The 22,087-nt window shown below is 47.2% G+C and carries 13 protein-coding genes and 1 pseudogene; 7 read left to right on the plus strand and 7 right to left on the minus strand.

From position 1 onward, the window contains the following. Window positions 1-106: 106 nt before the first annotated feature. From NC996_RS05905 to NC996_RS05920, 4 genes are all read right to left on the minus strand, one after another. Window positions 107-721, minus strand: a complete 615-nt coding sequence (locus NC996_RS05905; protein WP_190411999.1) for a chemotaxis protein CheB — start codon at window positions 719-721, stop codon at window positions 107-109. A gap of 164 nt (window positions 722-885) precedes the next feature. Beyond that, on the minus strand, window positions 886-1,722 hold the full coding sequence (locus tag NC996_RS05910; RefSeq protein ID WP_190411949.1) for a protein-glutamate O-methyltransferase CheR: 837 nt from the start codon (window positions 1,720-1,722) through the stop codon (window positions 886-888). Window positions 1,723-1,813: 91 nt separating this feature from the next. Next, window positions 1,814-8,593: a HAMP domain-containing protein gene (locus NC996_RS05915; protein ID WP_190687643.1), complete on the minus strand. Its 6,780-nt coding sequence runs from the start codon at window positions 8,591-8,593 to the stop codon at window positions 1,814-1,816. Between the two features lie 466 nt (window positions 8,594-9,059). Continuing rightward, the gene (locus tag NC996_RS05920) at window positions 9,060-9,890 is read right to left on the minus strand and encodes an Npun_R2479 family HD domain-containing metalloprotein (protein ID WP_190430102.1); all 831 of its coding nucleotides are present in this window, start codon (window positions 9,888-9,890) and stop codon (window positions 9,060-9,062) included. 1,250 nt (window positions 9,891-11,140) lie between these two features. On the opposite strand from NC996_RS05920, the gene NC996_RS05925 reads away from it, so the two are divergent. Both NC996_RS05925 and NC996_RS05930 read left to right on the plus strand, forming a co-directional pair. Then, window positions 11,141-13,150, plus strand: coding sequence for an AAA-like domain-containing protein (locus NC996_RS05925; RefSeq protein WP_190687646.1), 2,010 nt, complete (start codon window positions 11,141-11,143; stop codon window positions 13,148-13,150). 151 nt (window positions 13,151-13,301) lie between these two features. Next, window positions 13,302-16,787, plus strand: coding sequence for a GAF domain-containing protein (locus tag NC996_RS05930; protein WP_190687649.1), 3,486 nt, complete (start codon window positions 13,302-13,304; stop codon window positions 16,785-16,787). An 87-nt stretch (window positions 16,788-16,874) separates the two neighbouring features. On the opposite strand, the gene cysE is transcribed toward NC996_RS05930, so the two are convergent. Further along, window positions 16,875-17,609 carry a serine O-acetyltransferase gene (gene cysE, locus NC996_RS05935; protein WP_190415958.1) on the minus strand — a complete coding sequence of 245 codons (735 nt, stop codon included), beginning with the start codon at window positions 17,607-17,609 and terminating at the stop codon, window positions 16,875-16,877. Between the two features lie 217 nt (window positions 17,610-17,826). Between cysE and NC996_RS05940 the strand changes: the two genes are divergently transcribed. Continuing rightward, complete coding sequence (locus NC996_RS05940) at window positions 17,827-18,120, plus strand: Rrf2 family transcriptional regulator (RefSeq protein WP_339380405.1); 294 nt, start codon at window positions 17,827-17,829, stop codon at window positions 18,118-18,120. An 11-nt stretch (window positions 18,121-18,131) separates the two neighbouring features. Here NC996_RS05940 and NC996_RS05945 read toward each other — a convergent pair whose 3' ends face one another. Beyond that, window positions 18,132-18,260 carry a hypothetical protein gene (locus tag NC996_RS05945; protein WP_277877696.1) on the minus strand — a complete coding sequence of 43 codons (129 nt, stop codon included), beginning with the start codon at window positions 18,258-18,260 and terminating at the stop codon, window positions 18,132-18,134. Between the two features lie 32 nt (window positions 18,261-18,292). Between NC996_RS05945 and cysK the strand changes: the two genes are divergently transcribed. The 4 genes from cysK to NC996_RS05965 all read left to right on the plus strand — a co-directional run bounded on the left by cysK (window position 18,293) and on the right by NC996_RS05965 (window position 21,795). Beyond that, complete coding sequence (gene cysK, locus NC996_RS05950) at window positions 18,293-19,255, plus strand: cysteine synthase A (RefSeq protein WP_190687652.1); 963 nt, start codon at window positions 18,293-18,295, stop codon at window positions 19,253-19,255. A gap of 112 nt (window positions 19,256-19,367) precedes the next feature. After that, a complete protein-coding gene (locus tag NC996_RS05955) occupies window positions 19,368-19,496 on the plus strand; it encodes a hypothetical protein (protein ID WP_277879763.1) in 129 nt (42 codons plus the stop codon). A 176-nt stretch (window positions 19,497-19,672) separates the two neighbouring features. After that, complete coding sequence (locus NC996_RS05960) at window positions 19,673-20,200, plus strand: MgtC/SapB family protein (protein ID WP_190687761.1); 528 nt, start codon at window positions 19,673-19,675, stop codon at window positions 20,198-20,200. Window positions 20,201-20,778: 578 nt separating this feature from the next. Then, window positions 20,779-21,795, plus strand: coding sequence for a sulfate/molybdate ABC transporter ATP-binding protein (locus NC996_RS05965; RefSeq protein WP_190687655.1), 1,017 nt, complete (start codon window positions 20,779-20,781; stop codon window positions 21,793-21,795). 46 nt (window positions 21,796-21,841) lie between these two features. On the opposite strand, the pseudogene NC996_RS05970 reads toward NC996_RS05965, so the two are convergent. After that, window positions 21,842-22,033, minus strand: a pseudogene (locus tag NC996_RS05970) (DUF202 domain-containing protein); the annotation flags it as partial. Window positions 22,034-22,087 lie beyond the last annotated feature (54 nt).

The following is a 22,087-nucleotide window of genomic DNA, read 5'->3' on the forward strand; positions in this document are numbered from 1 at the left end:
GTTACAAATTTTAGAAACCAGAATCCAGGGTTTTTAGATGAAGATTTGATGTGTCTAGATTCGGCTGTTGAGCTACTAGGGCTTTGGCGTCACATATCTGATTTTTTCACCTCACAGCCGATTGACAAAGGTTGACTAAAAGAGGGGCAATGTCTTGGAGCTGCACAATCCAGTCTACCGTTACAGATGCGATCGCGGCTTCCGGCATAATCCGGCTTTCTGCTGTTGCAGGCTCTTGTACTATAGCCCGTCCGCCGCGTGCTTTAATTTTTGCCAAGCCTTTCGCTCCATCCTGACTTGCTCCGGTTAAAATCACCCCGATAACTCTCTGTGCATAAGCATCAGCCGCCGATTCAAACAGCACATCAATCGACGGTCGGGCATTGCATACAGGAGCCTCAGTGGAGAGTGCTAATGTGGCGATGCCTCCGTACCGACCTTGGCGGTGTCCCCATGCCTGTCGGGGTTCCACCAGTAAGTGATAATCAGCGGGAGCTAGGTATACCCGTCGAGGCAGAATTTCTTCTTTATCTTCCGCTTCCGCCACCGGCAAAGTGCTGTACTGCTGGAGAAAGAAGCTCAGCGTGTTATCAGAGGCTTTGTGACGGTGTTGGACGACAACCACAGCCGCTGGGAAAGTATTTGGTAGACCTGCGAGCATTACGGTTAAAGCTTGTAACCCACCTAATGATGTGCCGACAACAACAATATCAAAAGTCATACTCACCATGAATCAGTAGATGGGCAAAACTCAATAAAACGGGTGGGTAGTGAAGGATTTCCAATTACCTACTACTCTTGACCTAAAAAATGTTCACCTCCTTTTTATTCCATTGATTTGGGAAATCTTGCATTTATGTGTAATTTGTAATTAGAAAGTTTTAATTAAGCCAATTTTCGGTAAATCTTTTCATGATTTTCTAACTCCTCATAGTGTTTTTCGTATAGAGTGGTTTTCAGGGATTCCTGACGACCTAATCCTAAAATCCCAAATCTACAAAGGCTATCGTACAAAAGATTGTGAACCCGTTCCTGAAGAAATGGATTGAAATAGATTAGGACGTTGCGACATAAGATGACATTAAATTCATTAAAAGAACCATCGATAGCTAGATTATGTTGAGAAAAAATAATGTTTTCTTTGAGTGACGCCCGAAAAATAGCGCTATCATAAGCAGCGGTATAATACTCCGAAAAAGACTTAATCCCGCCTGCTTTGAGATAATGCTGAGTATATTCCTGCATTAAATGGAGGGGAAAAATGCCACTTTTGGCTTTTCTTAATACCATCTCATTCATGTCGGTTGCATAGATGCGGCAACGGTGATAAAGCTCTTCTTCTTGCAACAAAATTGCGATTGAATAAACTTCCTCTCCAGTTGAACAACCTGCACACCAGATCCGAATAAATGGATATGTTCGCAATAAGGGAACAACTTTATTTCTAAATGTTAAATAAAAGGTCGGATCGCGGAACATGGCGGTCACGTTGACGGAGAGACCGAGCAGAAATCGCTCCATCGCGTTTGCATCGTGGAGGACTCTTTCCTGAAGCGCGGATACACTGCTTAAATGCTCCGCACGAATCGCATTCCAGATGCGGCGCTTGAGTGAAGCGGGAGCATAATTTCGGAAATCAAATCCGTAGTAACGATACACGCCCTCCAATAGCAACTGAATTTCAATATCTTCAAGTTCGCTGCTATTTTTGGGCGTGTTCATACAGTAAAAAGTAAAAGGTAGAAAGGTAAAAGAAACAGAGACAAAGAAACAGCAAGAACTTTTGCTGCTTCTTTGCCTTTTTTCTTTTGCCTTATCGATAGAGCCAGACGCGAAGCAGGGAGAGCAATTGCTCGGTATCTACAGGTTTGGTGATGTAGTCGGACGCACCCGCTTCAATACACTTTTCGCGATCGCCTTTCATGGCTTTGGCGGTGAGAGCGATCATCGGTAGTGTTGCGAATGAATCGAGTTGGCGAATGGCTTGCATGGTTTCGTAACCGTCCATTTCCGGCATCATCACGTCCATCAGGACAATATCAATGTCGGGGCGTTCTTGCAACTTCGCAATGCCATCTCTGCCATTTTCGGCATACAACACTTCCATTTGATGGAGTTCCAGCATACTGGTGAGGGCAAAGATATTCCGCACATCGTCATCAACAATCAAAACTTTCTTGCCAGTCAGAACCGGATCGGTTTGATGCAATTGTTCCAGAATTTGTTGTTTCGGGCGGGGTAAATTTGCCTGCACTCGGTGGAGGAACAAGGCGGTTTCATCCAGAAGACGTTCTGGCGATCGCACGTCTTTGATGATAATCGTCTCGGCAATGCGCTTGAGTTCGGTTTCTTGTTGCTTGGTTAATTCCCTGCCGGTATAAACAATAATCGGGAGTGTCGTCAGGCTAGGCTCCTGTTTTATTTGCTCCATCAACTCAAATCCAGTCATATCCGGCAGTCCCAAATCTAGTACCAGGCAATCATAGTGCCCGGTTCTCAGCTCTTCGAGTGCCTCTGTCCCAGTGCCTACAGCCGTCGTCTGCACGTCGCTATTGCCGATTAGTTCGACAATGCTGTGGCGTTGAGTTTCATCATCTTCTACGACCAGCAAGTTCTTCACGGGGCGCTCGACAAATCCCTTAATGTCAGATAGCGCCTGCGCTAACGCTTCGCTGCTGACAGGTTTTTGTAGATAAGCGATCGCTCCTTGTTGCAAGCTGCGCTGCTGGACTTCTTCGACGGAGATGATATGCACGGGGATATGACGAGTGCCTGGGTCGTGCTTCAAACGGTCTAACACCGTCCAGCCATCCATCACCGGCAACCGGATATCTAGAGTAATCGCATCCGGCTGATATTCTCGCACCATTGCCAGAGCCGTATCGCTTCGCAACGCCACCAGCCCTTTGAAGCCTTGTTGTCGTGCCATATCCAACAAGATCCGGGCAAAATTGATATCGTCCTCCACAATTAGCAACACGCGATCGCCCGCTTGGATATCGTCCCGGTCATCGCTAATGTCAGCCATGTGTGCAGAACGCGGGTAGGGACTCGCGGCGACACTTGCCTCTCCGAGACTGGAGGAACGAACGCCGTCGTTTCGATTCGCCGGTGGAGTCGCCAGTGGAGTTGCTGGTGGAGTTGCTGGTAGAGTTGCCGATGGAATCGCCGGTCGAACATCAAGGGTCTGAGGGATACTGGGTGCGAGGGTACTGGGGGCGACGGGACTCCTCGCTCCTGGAAGGATACTTCGCACTTCCGGACTCATTCCTGCTGCCCCATCTTGATAAGCTTGCGGCAAATAGAGGGTAAACGTGCTTCCCTGTCCCGGACTGCTCACCAGACGAATTTCTCCGCCCAGCAGTCGGGCAATTTCTCGACTGATTGACAAGCCCAAACCCGTCCCGCCGTATTTGCGGCTGGTTGTTCCATCCGCCTGCTGAAAAGCCTCAAAAATAATTCTCTGCTTATCTGGTGCAATCCCAATCCCTGTGTCGCTGACGGCAAAAGCAATGACGGTCTGGGCGCGATTTAAACTCCCCTGCTCGGAACTCCAGCCGCCTGTCGCTAGCTCGACTCGTAATCGGACTGCACCCTGATCCGTAAATTTAAAGGCATTCGAGAGCAGATTCTTCAGGACTTGTTGTAACCGTTTCGAGTCGGTATACATTCCCTTGGGCAGTCTTTCGTCGGATTCCACAGTAAAGGCGAGTCCTTTGTCGTGCGCCACTTGCTGGAACGTTCGCTCCATCTGGCTCCGCAAATCGGTAAATAACATCTGATCGATGTCAACCGACATCGTTCCCGATTCAATTTTTGCCAGATCCAAGATGTCGTTAATCAGTCCCAACAGATCGGTGCCTGCGGAATGAATGGTGCGGGTGTATTCGACTTGCTTCGGCGTCAGGTTCCCCTCTGGATTATCAGAAAGTAGACGAGCCAAAATCAACAAGCTATTTAGCGGCGTCCGCAGTTCGTGGGACATATTCGCCAAGAATTCCGACTTGTACTTCGAGGTGAGTGCCAGTTGCTCGGCTTTTTCCTCCACCGACTGTCTTGCCTGTTCGATTTCTCGATTCTTGCGCTCGACTTCGCGGTTTTGCATCGCGAGTAAGCGCGATCGCTCTTCCAGTTCTTCGTTGGTTTGCTGCAACTGTTCCTGTTGATTCTTGAGCAGTTCCTCGGATGCCTGGAGTGATTTGGCTTGTTGTTCCAGTCGCTTATTCGTTTCTGTGAGTTCTTTTTGCTGGGTTTGGAGTTCTTCTGCCAGGGCGGTGGACTGCTTGAGCAATTCTTCGGTACGCATCGAAGCCGCGATCGTATTCAGAACGATGGCAATGCTTTCGGTGAGTTGATCGAAGAAGGTGAGATGAATCTCGCTAAATCGTCGGAAAGAAGCCAGTTCAATCACTGCGGTCACTTGTCCTTCAAAGAGGACGGGCAACACAACAACATTCAGCGGAGTCGATTCCCCTAAGCCAGAGCTGATCTTGATATAGTTGTCCGGCACCTCGCTGAGCAGAATCCGTTCTTTTTCCAGGGCGCATTGTCCCACCAAGCCTTCTCCTAAATGGAAGTGGTTGGCGAGATGCTTGCGCTCGCGGTAGGCATAGGTACTCAGGAGTTTCAGGAATGCCTGATGTTGCTCGCCACTTTCCATCAGGTAAAACACACCGTGTTGCGCGGATACCAGAGGAGCGAGTTCCGAGAGAATGAGCTTGGAGACGGTTTCCAAATCTCGCTGTCCCTGAAGCATCCGGGTAAATTTGGCGAGGTTGGTTTTTAACCAGTCTTGCTCGGTATTCTTCTGCGTTGTTTCCCGCAGGTTGGCAATCATCTGGTTGATGTTGTCTTTGAGGATGGCGACTTCGCCTTGTGCAGCGACGGAAATCGATCGGGTGAGGTCGCCTCTGGTTACAGCGATCGCAACTTCGGCGATCGCTCGTACCTGCGTCGTTAAATTCGCTGCCAGTTCGTTCACGTTGTCGGTCAGCGCTCTCCAGGTTCCGGCAGCTCCCGGCACCTTCGCCTGTCCCCCCAGCTTCCCTTCAATTCCCACCTCTCGCGCCACTGTCGTGACTTGATCGGCAAAGGTTGCCAGCGTGTCGATCATCTCGTTGATCGTATCGGCTAAGGTTTCAATTTCTCCCTTCGCCTCTAGCATTAGTTTTCGCTTCAAGTCCCCATTGGCAACTGCCGTCACCACTTTGGCGATGCCTCGCACTTGCGCGGTTAAATTCCCTGCCATTGAGTTCACGTTGTCGGTCAAATCTTTCCAGGTTCCGGCAACGCCACGCACCTCCGCTTGACCGCCCAATTTGCCTTCGGTTCCCACCTCTCGCGCCACCCGCGTGACTTCTGAGGCGAAGGAGGAAAGCTGATCCACCATCACGTTGATCGTGTCTTTGAGATCCAAAATCTCACCTTTGACATCAACCGTGATTTTCTTAGAAAGGTCGCCATTTGCCACCGCCTTCGTCACTTCGGCGATATTCCGCACTTGTGCGGTTAGATTCCCCGCCATCAAGTTGACGTTATCGGTCAAATCTTTCCAAGTTCCGGCAACCCCTCGGACATACGCTTGTACGCCCAGTTTTCCTTCCGTTCCCACCTCTCGTGCCACCCGCGTCACTTCCGAGGCAAAAGAGTTGAGCTGATCCACCATCGTGTTGATCGTGTTCTTCAGCTCTAAAATCTCGCCTTTAACATCGACGGTAATTTTCTTAGATAAGTCGCCGTTCGCCACCGCCGTCGTCACTTCCGCGATGTTTCGCACCTGCGCGGTCAAGCTTCCCGCCATGAAGTTCACCGAATCGGTGAGATCCTTCCAGGTTCCGGCAACGCCGCGCACCTCCGCTTGTACGCCCAGTTTCCCTTCCGTCCCCACCTCTCGCGCTACTCGCGTCACCTCCGAGGCGAAGGAGTTGAGCTGATCCACCATCGTGTTGACGGTGTTTTTCAGCTCCAAAATTTCCCCCTTGACATCGACGGTAATTTTTTTAGATAAGTCGCCATTCGCCACCGCCGTCGTCACAGCGGCGATGTTTCGCACCTGTGCGGTCAAACTTCCTGCCATGAAGTTCACTGAATCGGTGAGATCCTTCCAGGTTCCGGCAACCCCTCGTACATCTGCTTGCACGCCGAGTTTCCCTTCCGAACCCACCTCTCGCGCTACCCGCGTGACTTCTGAGGCAAAGGAAGAAAGCTGATCCACCATGATATTGATCGTGTTTTTCAGCTCTAAAATTTCGCCTTTAACTTGGACGGTAATTTTCTTAGAAAGGTCGCCATTTGCGATCGCAGTTGCCACTTCCGCAATGTTTCGCACTTGTTCGGTGAGGTTCCCCGCCATCGAGTTCACCGAGTCGGTGAGATCCTTCCACGTTCCGGCAACGCCTCGCACTTCTGCTTGTACGCCGAGTTTCCCTTCCGAACCCACCTCTCGCGCCACCCGCGTTACTTCTGAGGCGAAGGACGAAAGCTGATCCACCATCGTGTTGATCGTCTTTTTCAGCTCTAAAATTTCGCCTTTGACATCAACCGTGATTTTCTTAGAAAGGTCGCCGTTCGCTACCGCCGTCGTCACTTCCGCGATGTTCCGCACCTGTGCGGTTAGATTCCCCGCCATCGAGTTCACCGAATCGGTGAGATCCTTCCAGGTTCCGGCAACGCCTCGCACTTCTGCTTGCACGCCCAGTTTCCCTTCCGTACCCACCTCTCGCGCTACCCGCGTCACTTCTGAGGCGAAGGAGTTGAGCTGATCCACCATCGTGTTAACGGTGTTTTTCAGCTCTAAAATCTCGCCCTTGACATCGACGGTAATTTTCTTAGACAAGTCGCCATTCGCCACCGCCGTCGTCACTTCCGCGATGTTTCGCACCTGTGCAGTCAAAGAACCCGCCATAAAGTTCACCGAATCGGTGAGATCCTTCCAAGTTCCGGCAACGCCCCGCACCTCCGCCTGACCACCCAGCTTCCCATCTGCGCCTACCTCTCGCGCCACCCGCGTTACTTCCGAAGCGAAGGAAGAAAGCTGATCAACCATGATGTTGACGGTGTTTTTTAGCTCGAAAATTTCCCCTTTGACATCGACAGTAATTTTCTTCGACAAGTCGCCATTTGCTACCGCCGTCGTCACTTCCGCGATGTTCCGCACCTGCGCGGTTAGATTCCCCGCCATCAAGTTCACCGAATCGGTGAGATCCTTCCAGGTTCCGGCAACTCCACCAACTTCTGCTTGTACGCCCAGTTTCCCTTCCGTACCCACCTCACGCGCCACCCGCGTCACTTCCGAGGCGAAGGAGTTCAACTGATCCACCATCGTGTTGACGGTGTTTTTTAGTTCTAAAATTTCCCCGCGCACATCGACGGTAATTTTCTTCGACAAGTCGCCATTTGCCACCGCCGTCGTCACTTCTGCAATGTTCCGCACCTGGGAGGTTAAACTTCCCGCCATGAAGTTCACCGAATCAGTGAGATCCTTCCAAGTTCCTGCGACCCCCTTCACTTCTGCCTGACCGCCCAACTTCCCATCTGCGCCGACCTCCCGCGCCACCCGCGTTACTTCCGAGGCAAAGGAGTTGAGCTGATCCACCATCACGTTGATGGTGTCCTTCAAATCTAAAATTTCGCCTTTGACATCAACCGTGATTTTCTTAGAAAGGTCGCCATTTGCTACTGCCGTCGTTACTTCTGCAATGTTCCGTACCTGCGCTGTCAAGTTTCCTGCCATCAAGTTCACCGAATCGGTGAGATCCTTCCAGGTTCCGGCAACGCCGCGAACTTCTGCTTGACCGCCCAGTTTCCCTTCCGTACCCACTTCGCGGGCTACCCGCGTGACTTCTGAGGCAAAGGAGTTGAGCTGATCCACCATGACGTTGACGGTGTTTTTTAGCTCTAAAATTTCGCCTTTGACATCGACGGTAATTTTCTTAGAAAGGTCGCCATTGGCAACTGCTGTGGTCACTTCAGCGATGTTCCGGACTTGGGCAGTCAAATTTCCTGCCATCAAGTTGACGTTATCGGTCAAATCTTTCCAGGTGCCTGCGACGCCCTTCACTTCTGCTTGCACGCCCAGCTTGCCTTCCGTACCCACTTCACGGGCAACCCGCGTTACTTCTGAAGCAAAGGAGGAAAGCTGATCCACCATCGTGTTGACGACCTGCGCGGTTTGGAGGAATTCCCCTTGCAAGGCTCTACCTTCAATCTCCGGTGCAATTCTCTGAGATAGGTCGCCATTGGCAACTGCCCGGATCACGCGAGCAGTTTCAGCGGTCGGTTGAACTAAATCTGTAATTAGGGTATTGACAGAATCTACACTTGCTGACCAAGAACCTCCTGCCGTTCCAATCGAAGCACGCTGGGCGATTTTTCCTTCTTTCCCAACAACCGTGCTGATCCGTTCTAGCTCAGTCGCCATCCTCTGATTCATCTCAATGATGTCGTTGAGCGTATCGGCAATTTTCCCCGCCATGCCAGTCTGGTCAATCGGCATCCGGACAGAAAAGTCACCTTTTTTAACAGCTACGAGCGTTCTCAGGAGCTGTTTGGCATCGAGATTATCGGTATCGGGGGTTGCCGGTGCAGTGGGCATAGCTTTATCCTTCGAGGATGGTTACTTTTTGTCGCAGCCTGAGTAACTGGTGCAAAATTCTGTCATATCAATGATGATTCTGACGCACTGCGACCCTTTTTGAATACTTTTGGGCGACTCAAACGTGTTAACTTCTCGTTACAAGACGCAGGCTGAGCATTGCTACTTATCATTCAACAGCCGCGTTGTCGCTAACCAGTGGTGCGTAGATGCTTGTTTTCCGAGACTTGTTTGAGTTTATGAGTACAAGGTCGCCGTGTCAGTCATTAATATATCAAGAATCAGTTGGGTTGAGGGGTAGGCGCTAAGGGCAAGGGAGAGAGGATGCGATCGCATCCTCTCTCCCTTACAAGCAGAGTAGCCTAGAAACGAAGACAATTTTGTAGGGACATCCACAAGAGGTACCCCTACACAATTTCAATTGTCAGCAACGCTAAACTTTGAACATGAATTTTGAGCATGAACTCTATTCGTGTTCTACCACAAATATATTGGCATAGAGGTTTGCTAATATTTGCTTTCCCTCTTGCGTCATCTCTAAGTAGCGTAATCCATCCTGGATGTAAGGATATACGACATTCCAGTAAAACTTCGGGTAGTTTCTTCGTAAATCTCCGGGAGTTTTGTAACCCAATGTTTTATTCACCCCGGTTTCTTCAAATTCGTAGAACAATCCACTAATTTTTTGCAAGTAGCGCGGATCGCTAAGTTGACCAATTAAATCAGCGGCACGAATTAAGCCTGGAAAGTTATTAGTATCTTGATGATCTGCATCTGCTGGCACAGGAAAACGAGTTAACTCGATATTGTTCTTGATTGTTTCTGTATCTATCAGTTTGTGACCGCCAAAACGCTCCTCAATAAACAGTTTTCCGCGATCTACATGATAAGGTGTAAGGCTGGCATCGGTTAATCCGGTTGGCAGCGAAATGAGCAAGTTGTCAATACCTGTGGCATACACCCTTTCACTGGGTCTATCTTGCAGGCAAACTCCTTTCACGTAGCCAATATCATGGCACAACAAAGAAATGATACAGTGCAACCAATCTTCGCAATAAACTCCCCCAAAGCGGATATGTTTGCCCCGCAGAATTGCTTGTCCCACTAAGGTGACAAAGATGGTGTGTTCGACATTGTGATAAAGGGCGTCGCTGTTAGCAATATTTTCCAGAGCCATGTTTCCAGCCCAGACGATGATATCAGGGTAGTCTGGTTTAAGACCGCCGTAAGTACGGCAATAGGCAGCTCGCAGGCGTTCAACGAAGGTATCGATCATCACCATTGTGGGATTAAACATCTCTAGTCCCCTGATAAAATTGAGAGCGCATTTAGAAAATTCAATTAAAGAAAATCAATTGTTATAAATTGATTAAAATTTTGAAGCGTTTACTGATTGGCCTAAAACTACTCTTCTAGGGCGTTTAATTTTATTCATTTTCTAAATTAAAACACGCTTACTTGCTACTTCTATCAGTAGTTTCACTTACCTTTATGCAGACCGCAACCAGGAAAGCTCAGAAGTTCTGAGTGTTTTTCAGGCTACAGCCAAACTGAAGACGCGAGAGCATTCAGTTTGGCTAACCCCTGTTACACATCAGACCTAATTAATTCAGGAAACCCCAGGAAAGTTCAGGAAATCTCCAGTCTTTCCTCTGTTATCTCCTATAGGAGATTGTTTTTGCTTGCACCTTCCCAGGGTTTCTTAAGGTGGTGTAATACCATTTCAGTAATTGCCTGCAACACAGCCGACGAATTGCTGCGATGGGAGCGCCGCTACTCTAGTAACAAGAAGGAGAAAGAGAAAATCGCCAGTATAGTGCCAGTAAAGCTAATAAAATCTCTGAGAAGTGTCAAAAGTTGCCCTTTTTTCTAGCGTTAGCGTTCGCGAAGCGGCGCGGATGTGGGAAAGGGATGCGCGATCGCGCATCCGCGCTGCTTCGCGGGGATGCAAGGGATATCTCTACCGTTTAAGCGTCTCAATTAGGACTTTTCAGACATTCTCTAATAGGTGTAAGAAGATTAATAGCAGGAGACCGTCACGCTTTAGACTCAGCCATCAGGATTCCCTTAGAGCTTAGAAAGAAGGAGTCCCTGGCTCAGGGGAGTTTTGTCCGCTTTATTGCCATCGACGGGCTGTGGCAGCTACATTTTTATAATAGGAAGTAATCCTAGGCTTACTGTTTGGTTGCACTTATAAAAAGTTATCAAATATACGCAAGGTGCAATTTTAAATAGGCCCTTGATTCCATCAGTTTCTATTTTCAGATAAAGACTTATCAAGATTTTTATTGGCAAGAGGTGAGAACGCTATGTAAACTTAATCGATCGATCTCTTAAAATGAACCTTCCTATGTGAATCAGGTTGCAAAATTCATTAAATGTTAAATATAGCAAATTTGCTCGATTTTTAATCTGTTTTTAAGAAACCGCGAAAGACGCACTAGCCTTAATTGAGCTATACACTTTCTTCGCTAGAGCAAAAGAAAACGATAAAAAAGAAGTTTCTGAACACCTAAAGTTGTTATTAAATAGCCCTTTCAAGCAAGCATGGAAATTAACGAAGCATTAAGATTTATAGACGATTTAATTTTTGTTAAAACAGGAAAGCACTTAAACGATCTGGAAAGGGAAATATTTCTAGGATCTTGGGAAGGAAAAACTTATGAAGATATTTATCCTTTGAATCCTCAATATGTAGAAAAAGATGTTGGCTATAAATTATGGAAGAAGCTTTCGGTAGTTTTGGAGGAAAGAGTTAGCAAAAAAAATTTTAAAGGAGCCATAGAACGCGCTCAAAAGCAGGAGTCGCACTCAGCAGAAGTGCCACCCCTGAAGGACCAGAACCATTCCCAAAAAGAAGTAGAGGGATTTACGAAGAGAATCTTTATCTCGCACCGCGCACAGGAGCCAGATAGGGGACTAGCGACTCAATTTTACGAAACCCTGAATGCTTCTGGATACATAGCCTTTATGGCGAGTGTAAGCGCACCGACAAGGGATGTCCAGAAAGGCGAGGGTCAGAGACATTCCTCAGAAAAAATCGGATGGTCAGCGCCGCCTCTTCTTTCTCAAATTGATACAGAGTTACAGCAATGCGACTACTTTTTGCTGCTAATTTCTCCCCAAACGGCGGTAAGTGAAATGGCGATCGAAGAGTTGCGACGAGCGAAGGAATTGCGCTCTATTCAGAATAAGCCAGCCGTGCTAACAATTCGCGTTAATTGTCCCTCGAATACTCCGCTAAATCACGATTTACGCAGCTATCTTGATGGAAATGAACAATTTGAGTGGAACTCGCCTGCTGACACTCCAAGTATTGTGCAAAAAATTCTGAGTTTACTGGCAAGAAGCGTGGAGTCCGGCGTTGTAGAGGCAGATTTAACTAGGATATCCGTGGGGATACCTGAGGAATCAATCGATTCATCTCTAGAGAAGCCTGAACGCCTAACTCCTTTAATTTCCCAGGAGGATGAAGGGACATCCGTCATCCTGCATTCTTCAGATGCACCCCTGCCAGTGGCAGAACCAGAGTTACCCAATGGTCAGGTGCGTCTGGCTTCTGCGTTTTATGTAGAGCGAGTTCCTTATGAAACGCAGTGTTACAAGGAGATTTTGCAACCAGGCGCTTTGATTCGAATCAAGGCACCGAGACAGATGGGGAAAACTTCGTTGATGGCGAGGATTCTTTATCGAGCAAACGAGCAAGGTTATCGGACGGTACCGTTGAGTTTTCAGCACGCGGATACGGCAGTTTTTACAGATTTAAATCAACTTTTGCGGTGGTTTTGTGCCCGAATTTCTCGAAAGCTGCGCCTTCCTCATCAATTAGATGATTATTGGACGGATACTTTTGGTAGTAAAGATAATTGCACGATTTATTTTGAGGATTGTTTGCTGTCAGCATCTGACAGTCCGTTAGTATTAGGGTTAGATGAAGTGGATCGAGTTTTTCAATATCCCAAAATTGCCGACGATTTTTTTGGGTTGTTGCGGGCTTGGTATGAGGAAGCTGGCTATGGGAATGGCGATAGCGATCGCTGGCAACAACTCCGGCTGGTGGTGGTACACTCAACGGAAGTTTATATCCCCCTCAATGTCAATCAATCCCCGTTTAATGTCGGGTTGCCGATTGAGTTACCGGACTTTAGCCCGGAACAGGTGCAAGATTTAACTCAGCGGCATGGACTGAATTTGAATGCAACGCAGGTTGAGCAATTAATGAGGCTAGTTGGTGGACATCCTTATTTAGTCCGATTGGCGCTTTATCATATCGCGCAGCAAACGATTACGCTGGATCAACTGTTAGAAACTGCACCCACAGAGGCGGGACTTTACGATGACCATTTGCGAAGACATTTATGGAATCTGCAACAACATCCAGAGTTAGCAGATGCTTTCGCTAAAGTAGTGATGGCGGACACACCCATCGAATTAGAGTCGGTGCCAGCATTTAAATTGCATAGTATGGGGCTGGTACAGTTGCAGGGCAATTATGTCACGCCGCGCTTCGATTTATATCGGCAATATTTTAGCGATCGCTTGTCAATTAAAAACTAAAAATTAATAGGGATTAGTTGAGTTAATAGTTGAGCTATCTCTTAGGCAAATTTTAGATAACTGTTAGCTAAAAGTATAGAGCAGTTATTCATTACTCACAAAAAACTCATTTGTCAGAAGCATGGTGTTTTCTACCCAATCAGAAGCCCTTATGAGTCAACAGCCAAACCCAGGCTATAACTATAAAGTCGGTGGACATTTGCCTCTTGATGCTCCTACTTATGTAGTGCGACAGGCAGATTTTGACCTTTACGAAGGGTTGAAGGCAGGAGAGTTTTGTTATGTGTTAAATTCTCGGCAGATGGGGAAAACTAGCTTGCGGGTGCGAACGATGCACAAGTTGCAAGCGGAAGGATTTGCCTGTGCAGCGATAGACTTGACGAAAATTGGTAGCCAAGATATTACGCCGGATCAGTGGTATGCCGGAGTGATGCGGCGGTTGGTGACGAGTTTCCAGCTTTCAGACAAGATTAACTTACAGAGTTGGTTGCGCGATCGCGCTTTTTTACCTCCGGTGCAGCGCTTGAGTGAATTTATCGAACAAGAGCTGCTAACATCAGTCAGCCAGAAAATTGTTATTTTTATCGACGAAATTGATAACGTCCTTAGCTTAAATTTTAAGACTGATGACTTTTTTGCGTTTATTCGTGCTTGCAATGAATACGAACGTCTGACTTTTGCCTTGCTAGGAGTAGCGAGTCCCTCTGATTTGATGCAAGACAAAAACCGGACTCCTTTTAATATCGGTCGGGCGGTTGAATTATATGGCTTTCAATTACACGAAGCGCAGCTTTTAGCGGGGGGGTTAGCCGGGAAAATTAGCAATCCTCAAGAAGTGCTAAAAGCGGTATTAGATTGGACGGGAGGACAGCCGTTTCTTACCCAAAAACTTTGTAAATTAGTCCTTCAACAAGCAGAGAAAAACTTATTACCCATTAACGAAATCCCAGAATGGGTTGAGAAATTAGTGCGATCGCGGATTATTGAGAGTTGGGAAGCGATGGATGAACCACCGCATCTAAAGACGATACGCGATCGCATTCTCCGAATTGGACAGCGCAGCCGTACGCTACTGGATCTCTATCAGTTAATTTTGCAACAAGATGAATTAGCATTTGACGAAAGTCCCGAACAAATCGATTTACTACTATCAGGAGTAATTGTCAAGCGGCAAGGGAAGTTAAAGGTATGTAACCGCATTTATGCCTCTGTATTTAACGAGAGGTGGGTAAACAAGGCGTTAGCGGATATGCACGCCGACTTCATGCAAGTTGTTGCTACCCAAGAACAAAAACTTCTATCGATGCTTAGCGTGATGGAAGGCAAAACATTTGATGATATTCTTTCAGAAATATTAGGTTCTATTACTTTAAAAATGGGCGAACTACTGAGTGTAGATCGCACAACAGTTTTCTTTATAGATGAAGAAAAAAGTGAACTTTGGTCAATTATTGCTAGGCATGAAGACGGAAATCATCCCGAACTTCAGATTTTGTCAAATAAAGAAACTAAAGGACGATTAACTTATTTCAAAAAATTTGTCAGCACTCCCTTTAGTTTTTGCGACGATCCCGCTGAGTTGGAAGCGGAGGAATCAGATACAAATAAGGGATATCGCACCTACAACGAGTTGATTTTACCAATATTAAATGAGCAGGGAGATTTAGTTGCTGTTGTTCAATTACTGAATAAGTTAAAGCAGCCGAATAATCCACAAGCTCGCTATTCAGAAAGAATTGATAAATACGGTTTCACAGAAGCCGATCAAAAACAGTTTGCTGACTATGCTCCGGCAATTCGACGAATTCTAGAAAGATGTCAGTATTGTTACAAATTAACCCAAAGACTACAAGCCTCAGAAGCACTGACAGAAGCAACGCGATCGCTCTCTCAAAGCAGCCTCGATTCTGAAGAAGTCTTGGGTCGCGTCATGGATGCGGCAAAAAAACTGATGAATGCCGATCGCAGCACGCTTTGGCTAATAGATCGAGAGGCAAATGAACTATGGACAAAGATTCCTTTTGAGGACGGTTCTGTTCGAGACTTGCGAGTCAAAGTAGGGCAAGGTTTCGCTGGCAAAGTGGCTGCATCGGGAGAAACTTTAAATATTCCCTTCGATCTGTACGAGCATCCTGATTCGGAGACAGCGAAGAAAACAGATCAGAAGACGGGTTATCGAACTTGTAGTTTACTGTGTATGCCCGTTTTCAGCCCTGATGGTGAATTACTGGGTGTTACCCAATTAGTGAATAAAAAGAAACCGGGTGTTTTTCCAGAATATAACCCAGATCATTGGCCCGAAGCCCCCGAATGCTTCAAGGCTAGTTTTGATGGGAATAGTGAAAAATATATGCAGATTTTTAACTCTCAAGCGGGGGTGGCTCTGCAAAATGCCCAGAAATTTGCCAGCGTCAAACAAGAGGCAGAATCTCAACAAAAAAATGTGGTCAGTCAAACTCTGGCGATGCTCAATAGTGTCATGGATAACCAGGGTTTTGATGATATTTTAGATAGCACCTTGCGTTCGATTACTCTAAAAATGGGTAAATCTTTGAGTGCCGACCGCACGAGTATCTTTTTATTAGATGAAGATAAACATGAATTTTGGTCAATTATCGCCGAAGCCGATGGAGATGGTTCTTTAGAAATTCGGATACCTGCTAATAAAGGAATTGTGGGCGAAGTGGCAGCCCGCAAAGAAGTTATCAATATTCCCTTCGATTTCTATGACGATCCTCGCTCTGATGCAGCAAAAGAGCAAGACAAAAAAAACGGCTATCGCACTTATACAATGTTGGCGTTGCCACTCTTAAATGAGCAGGGAAATTTAGTCGCAGTTATTCAGTTACTCAACAAATTAAAGCGATTTGGCGATCGGACTGCATCCTTAGCAGAAAGAATCGATCGACAGGGCTTTACCAAAGCAGATGAAGAACGATTTGCGGAAAATGCCCCAATGGTTCAAATGATTTTAGAAAGCTTCCGCTCTTATCATAAAACGGCTAGAGGGCAACGAGTGGCAGCCGCATTAATGGCAGCAGCTCGTTCAGTGAATCAAAGCAGTTTGGATCTTCAAGAAATTCTCAAACGGGTGATGGAAGCAGCTAAGAAACTGATGAATGCCGACCGCAGTACTTTGTGGATTTTAGATCAAAAGCCTGGTGAATTGTGGACGCAGATTCCCTTTGACGATGCCTCGGTAAAAGAATTGCGGGTGAAAGTAGGACAAGGTTATGCTGGCAAAGTTGCCGAATCTGGAGAGCCTTTGAATATTCCTTTTGATTTATATTCTCGCCCAGATTCGGAGACAGCCAAAAAAACCGATCTTCAGACAGGTTATCGCACTTGTAGCTTACTATGTATGCCAGTTTTTAGCCCCGATGGTGATTTGATTGGCGTGACTCAATTAGTGAATAAAAGAAAGCAAGGAGACTTTCCAGAATATGACAGTCCCGATCAGTTGGCATTTCTACAAGAGGAAGCTCCGGAATATTTTAGGGCTAGTTTTGATGACAGCGATCAAAAATATATGCAAATTTTTAATAATCAAGCTGGAGTCATCCTCCAAAATGCCGAACTTTTGGCAGCAGTTAAAAAACAAGAGCGATCGCTTCGAGACAACCTGAGTGAATTGTAAATTTAAGCGTTGGTTCAGTACTTTGGGAATAACCCCATCCTGCCTTACTAAGAAACAGTGTTGAAGTTTTAAATTATCTAAAATTATCTAAATGCCTGCCCCGTCGAGGAACTCCGTAATCAGCCGATTAGAAGCATTTGAAATGATCGCCTTCTGAAGGCTAGCGTGCATGGCAACGGGTACCTTTCTTTGAATTTTTAACGATTCAATTTCCTCCTCTAAAAATTGAATCCGGTCAAACAAAGCCCGTATCACTTCTGCTTCTGGATCTTGCAGGCTTTCATTGTTAACGGAAGCATCCAAATTATCTTTGCGGCGGACAATTCGACCCGGAACGCCAACTACCGTGGAATGAGACGGAATATCCCGTAAAACAACGGAACCGGCACCGATACGGACGCTATTTCCAATGTGAATATTTCCTAATACCTTCGCACCCGCTCCCACTACGACATTTTCTCCTAAGGTTGGGTGGCGTTTGCCTATTTCTTTGCCAGTACCACCGAGCGTTACGCCTTGGTAAATTAGGGCGTTGTCTCCCACAATTGCAGTTTCTCCAATCACAACGCCAATGCCGTGATCGATGAAAACGCCTTTGCCAATTTTAGCTCCCGGATGAATTTCAATTCCCGTGAAGAAACGAGCCAAGTGGGAAATCAAGCGAGGAATGAAGGGAAACCCAAGGCAATAAAGCCAGTGCGCCACCCGATGAAAGAAAAGTGCCTGTAAGCCTGGATAGCAGAACAGCACCTCCAGCCAATTGCGTGCCGCTGGGTCGCGCTGAAAAATTATTTGGAAATCAGCGATCGCAGTTTTCAGCAAGAGGCGCTTCTCCCTTCAAGTGTGAGATGGATAGCAAGCAAATTAGATCACCCGTAATTTGGTAGGGATACCGTAATTTTGCTCCTAAGTAGGAGTATGCCATAGCCTATCTACAAAAACAATCCTAAAACTGCATAATTCCTACCGACGAACCGTAGTATATTGGAAAACGTTCTTGGCTTGAGAGAATCCCATGCGATAGGAACTGTCCTGTAAGGTGAGGTACGCTTTCCTGGCTCTCCTAGAACTAGCTAGCCACCACAAGCCGCGAGACTTCCTGCAAATAGACCACATCGCTGCCGGTCAACAAATACCAGACCGCTATTTAGCGCAGGTGTTGATGACGTTGTGGCGCTGCGGTTTAGTCCTCAGTCAACCAGGCGCTTTCATCAGGTTATTTGTTGGCGGAGGAACCCCAGCGAATTACGGTGTGACAGGTGCTGGCTTGTTTAGAGGGGACAGAGAAACTGGAACCCTTGAGTCTAACTGCTTCTGCTTCGCAAACCCTTGAAGACTTTGCGATTAAGGAAATTTGACAGGAAGCACCGACAGATAGGATTCGCCACGGGCGATCGCTTCACGCCGTCTTGCAGTGCGAGACGTTACAGGATCTGCTCTCGAAATGGGATGAGAGTCAACAGTTGAGTCCATGTTTTACATCTAACTTTGGCGGAGTAGTAAAGATGCGAATTGCTCATAATGTCACGGAATTAGTTGGTCATACGCCTCTGGTTGAGCTGAATCGGATTCCGCAATCTGAAGGCTGTGTAGCGCGAATTGTTGCGAAGTTGGAGGGGATGAACCCGACCGCTTCAGTAAAAGACCGCATTGGTGTCAGCATGATTCAAGCTGCTGAGGAGGCGGGTCGCATTCAGCCGGGAAAAACGATTATCATTGAGCCTACTTCTGGAAACACTGGCATTGCGCTGGCGATGGTAGCGGCAGCGAAAGGCTACGCCTTGATTTTGACGATGCCAGAGACGATGAGCCAAGAACGGCAGGCGATGCTCAAAGCTTATGGTGCCCAGCTGGAACTGACTCCTGGCGCTGAAGGCATGAAGGGAGCGATCGCTAGAGCCGAACAAATTGCGGCGACAACTCCGAATGCTTTTGTACCGCAACAGTTTCGCAACCCAGCCAATCCCCAAATCCATCGGGAAACGACAGCCGAGGAAATTTGGGCTGATACTGACGGTGAAGTAGATTTCTTGGTTGCGGGAATTGGGACAGGTGGCACGCTGACTGGAGTGGCTGAGGTCATCAAGGCACGAAAACCGAGTTTTAAAGCGATCGCTGTAGAACCAGTTAGCAGTCCAGTTCTCTCTGGAGGTCAGGCGGGAGCGCATAAAATTCAAGGGATTGGTGCTGGATTCATCCCAGAAGTTCTCCGAACAGAGCTGATCGATGAAGTGATTGCGATTACGGATGAGGAGTCGATTTATTACGGTCGCCGCTTGGGTCGGGAAGAAGGGTTGTTGTCGGGTATCTCTGCGGGAGCGGCTTTAGGCGCTGCAATTCGGATTGCTAAACGTGAAGAGAATGCAGGTCGTTTGATTGTTATGGTGCAACCCAGTTTTGGCGAACGTTATCTGAGTACACCGTTATTTCGAGAACCGGAAATTCAGGATTATCCAGTTCTGGTTTAAACCAACGGTTGGAGTCGTTGTATCAGTGCATTAGTGCTAATACTTAGTGCTAATACTTTGATGCAAGACGCGATCGCATTTATTTTATTTGCGATCGCGCAGTAAAACATTCATGGCACCTCTGGTAGCTGACATCACTCTAGGCAGGGCACCCACCAGAGGTGCCCCAACATTCTCTGCAAACGGAGAAAGCGATCGCCAGTTTAGTTTTATGGTTGCTTTTAACCGATTCTTAACCTAAATTGATTTTTAAAGTACAGTAAATCGGGCGGATTACCGTATTTACTGTGAAATAGGGAAGATATCGCCTAGCCAGTCACAAGTAACTGGAGTACCATAGCCCAGTTTTCAATCAGTACGTTGGGGGACTGAGGGATCGGTATTCTAGTTGTTCTGGGAGTTCCAGCAATGAGTTCGATGTTTTTTAGCCCAAGCGATTGGCAGAGTGTAACTTTTAGACTTACCACTGCACTACTGGTTGGTGGTGCCATTGGCATGAACCGCCAGCAGCCTGGTAGACCTGCTGGCTTGAGAACTTTCATGATAGTTAGCTTAGGCGCTGCCGCATTTGTAATGATTCCTTTGCAGGTGGATGGTGACAATACCTTTTCTTCTTCCAATGCTCTGAGTCGCACCATCCAAGGCGTTGCTACGGGAGTTGGGTTCCTGGGTGCGGGAATGATTCTGCAACAATCTCATCAAACACTTAGAAAAGCCGAAGTCAAGGGGCTAACTTCCGCCGCAACTATTTGGTTGGCGGCTGGATTGGGAGCAGCCGCAGGCTGTGGATTATGGCGAATGAGTCTGATTGGAACGCTATTTGCATTGGTGGTTCTTAGTGGAGTGAAGAAACTCAAGAAGTCTCCCTTGATTCGTCTTCACGATGACAATCGGACGAAAACACCGGAAAAAGACGCTGCATCGAATCAAGATGCAGCGAAGTAATAACTTCGCTTTTAGGACTTTTAAGAGCGAGGGGTGAAAGTAAATTCAGTTGCAGTAGATTCCGGCGTCCTGCCGCCTACATTGGTCAGATATGGCGCGGCTTCGATGTGAAGCGATGCGATTCTTGTAGTCTGGGCTTTTGATTATCTCTACGGGTACGTCAGGATGCGATTTTCCCTTGTTCATCGCACTTAGCTGAGTTTGTTTAGCCAGCCTAGAAAAGATGAATTAGAAGAGATTTTGACCGCAAATTAAGGAATCTTGATCCGTAAACTGTAGATTGAATTGCCTAATCTTACAGCACTTAGGAATTAGAAAAGAGTGCGTGTGTATGGCATCTCCTCGCCCCTCAGTGCCTTGAAATTAAAGCGTGAGCGACGTTCTCGTGAGCGATCTTCCCGACGGAGTTCCTCATCGAACCAGCCACCCTCATCCTTCAGGTAGAAGTGTTCTCAGTTTTATGATATTAAATGTACAGTAAGTTGAGCGATAAACCGTAGATTAGGGAAATTCATCTAACCTAATTCGGTTTTTTGTCAAGGAAACCCGCACTTTAAGAAAATTGGGAAACAGTCGCTATGAGTATTTTGATTGAAGACGTATCAAAACGATTTGGCTCTTTTCAGGCGGTTTCAGGGGTGAATTTAGACATAAAAAGTGGCTCTTTAGTAGCACTATTGGGACCTTCTGGCTCGGGGAAATCCACTTTATTGCGGCTGATTGCTGGCTTAGAGGCTCCAGACAGCGGCAGAATCAGAATTGCCGATCGGGATGTGACCCAGCAAAGCGTGCGATCGCGCGGCATCGGCTTTGTGTTTCAACACTATGCGCTGTTTAAACACATGACTGTTCGCCAAAACATTGCCTTTAGTCTAGAGTTACGCAAAGCGCCCAAAGTCAGGATTCGACACCGAGTAGAGGAACTTTTAGACTTGGTGCAGCTCAATGGCTTTGGCGATCGCTACCCCTCTCAGCTTTCTGGGGGACAGCGGCAACGGGTGGCTTTGGCGAGAACTTTGGCTGTCGATCCTGAAGTCTTGCTGTTGGATGAGCCGTTTGGAGCGTTGGATGCGAAAGTGCGGAAAGAATTGCGAGCTTCGTTGCGACAGTTACACGAACGAGTGAATGTCACCACTGTGTTTGTTACCCACGACCAAGAAGAAGCAATGGAACTTGCCGATCAAATTGTGGTGTTTAACAAAGGTCGGGTGGAACAGGTCGGGACTGCCGCAGAGATTTATGACCATCCAGCAACCCCGTTTGTGATGAGTTTCGTTGGTCCAGTGAATGTTCTACCAAGTTCTGCTGGTATTTTTCGCTTGTCGAACTTGGAGTCGCCAACTTCTCATGTGTTTTTGCGTCCCCACGATGTCGCGATCCATACGGTGCCTGAAGAAAATGCTGCCCCAGCCAAGGTCAACCGCATCGTGCATCTAGGTTGGGAAGTTCAAATTGAGTTGCGTTTTAAGGATGGTCAGGAAGTCACAGCTTATATTACGCGCGATCGCTTAAACCAGTTGCAACTGCAACCCCAGCAGCTAGTTTATGTCAAACCCCAACACGCCAAGACCTTCCCCGCATACTCTTTAAATTGAGCAATTAAGTAGAAACAACGTTACTGTTAGGTGCTGCAATGACTCAAGTACAAAGTAGCACCGTTACCAGACCCACTAGAGAGAAGACTAAACCCAACTTCCAGCCATTGCTTGGACGGTGCGCCTGGGGCGGAAAGAAGTTGCGAAGGCGGACGATGACGACGCCAAAACCCATCAAAGCGATCGCTGTCCGCATCCACCCCAGATAGGTGCGCTCGTTTGCCAAGCGATCGCGCACCCGCGATGAATTCTACCGCCCTTTACTTTTTGTATCGCTCACCGTTCGCACTCT

Source organism: Trichocoleus sp. ST-U2 (assembly GCF_039961875.1).
In the GTDB taxonomy this organism is placed as follows: Bacteria; Cyanobacteriota; Cyanobacteriia; order Cyanobacteriales; family FACHB-T130; genus FACHB-T130.

Bases quoted from the DNA above. Each gene is read 5' to 3' on its own strand.
- NC996_RS05960 (WP_190687761.1), top strand. From the start codon at position 19,673: ATGTTTTTTAGCCCAAGCGATTGGCAGAGTGTAACTTTTAGACTTACC.
- cysK (WP_190687652.1), top strand. From the start codon at position 18,293: ATGCGAATTGCTCATAATGTCACGGAATTAGTTGGTCATACGCCTCTG.
- NC996_RS05930 (WP_190687649.1), top strand. From the start codon at position 13,302: ATGAGTCAACAGCCAAACCCAGGCTATAACTATAAAGTCGGTGGACAT.
- NC996_RS05955 (WP_277879763.1), top strand. From the start codon at position 19,368: ATGGCACCTCTGGTAGCTGACATCACTCTAGGCAGGGCACCCACCAGA.
- NC996_RS05910 (WP_190411949.1), bottom strand. From the start codon at position 1,722: ATGAACACGCCCAAAAATAGCAGCGAACTTGAAGATATTGAAATTCAG.
- NC996_RS05925 (WP_190687646.1), top strand. From the start codon at position 11,141: ATGGAAATTAACGAAGCATTAAGATTTATAGACGATTTAATTTTTGTT.
- NC996_RS05945 (WP_277877696.1), bottom strand. From the start codon at position 18,260: ATGGACTCAACTGTTGACTCTCATCCCATTTCGAGAGCAGATCCTGTA.
- NC996_RS05920 (WP_190430102.1), bottom strand. From the start codon at position 9,890: ATGTTTAATCCCACAATGGTGATGATCGATACCTTCGTTGAACGCCTG.
- NC996_RS05905 (WP_190411999.1), bottom strand. From the start codon at position 721: ATGACTTTTGATATTGTTGTTGTCGGCACATCATTAGGTGGGTTACAA.
- NC996_RS05965 (WP_190687655.1), top strand. From the start codon at position 20,779: ATGAGTATTTTGATTGAAGACGTATCAAAACGATTTGGCTCTTTTCAG.
- NC996_RS05915 (WP_190687643.1), bottom strand. From the start codon at position 8,593: ATGCCCACTGCACCGGCAACCCCCGATACCGATAATCTCGATGCCAAA.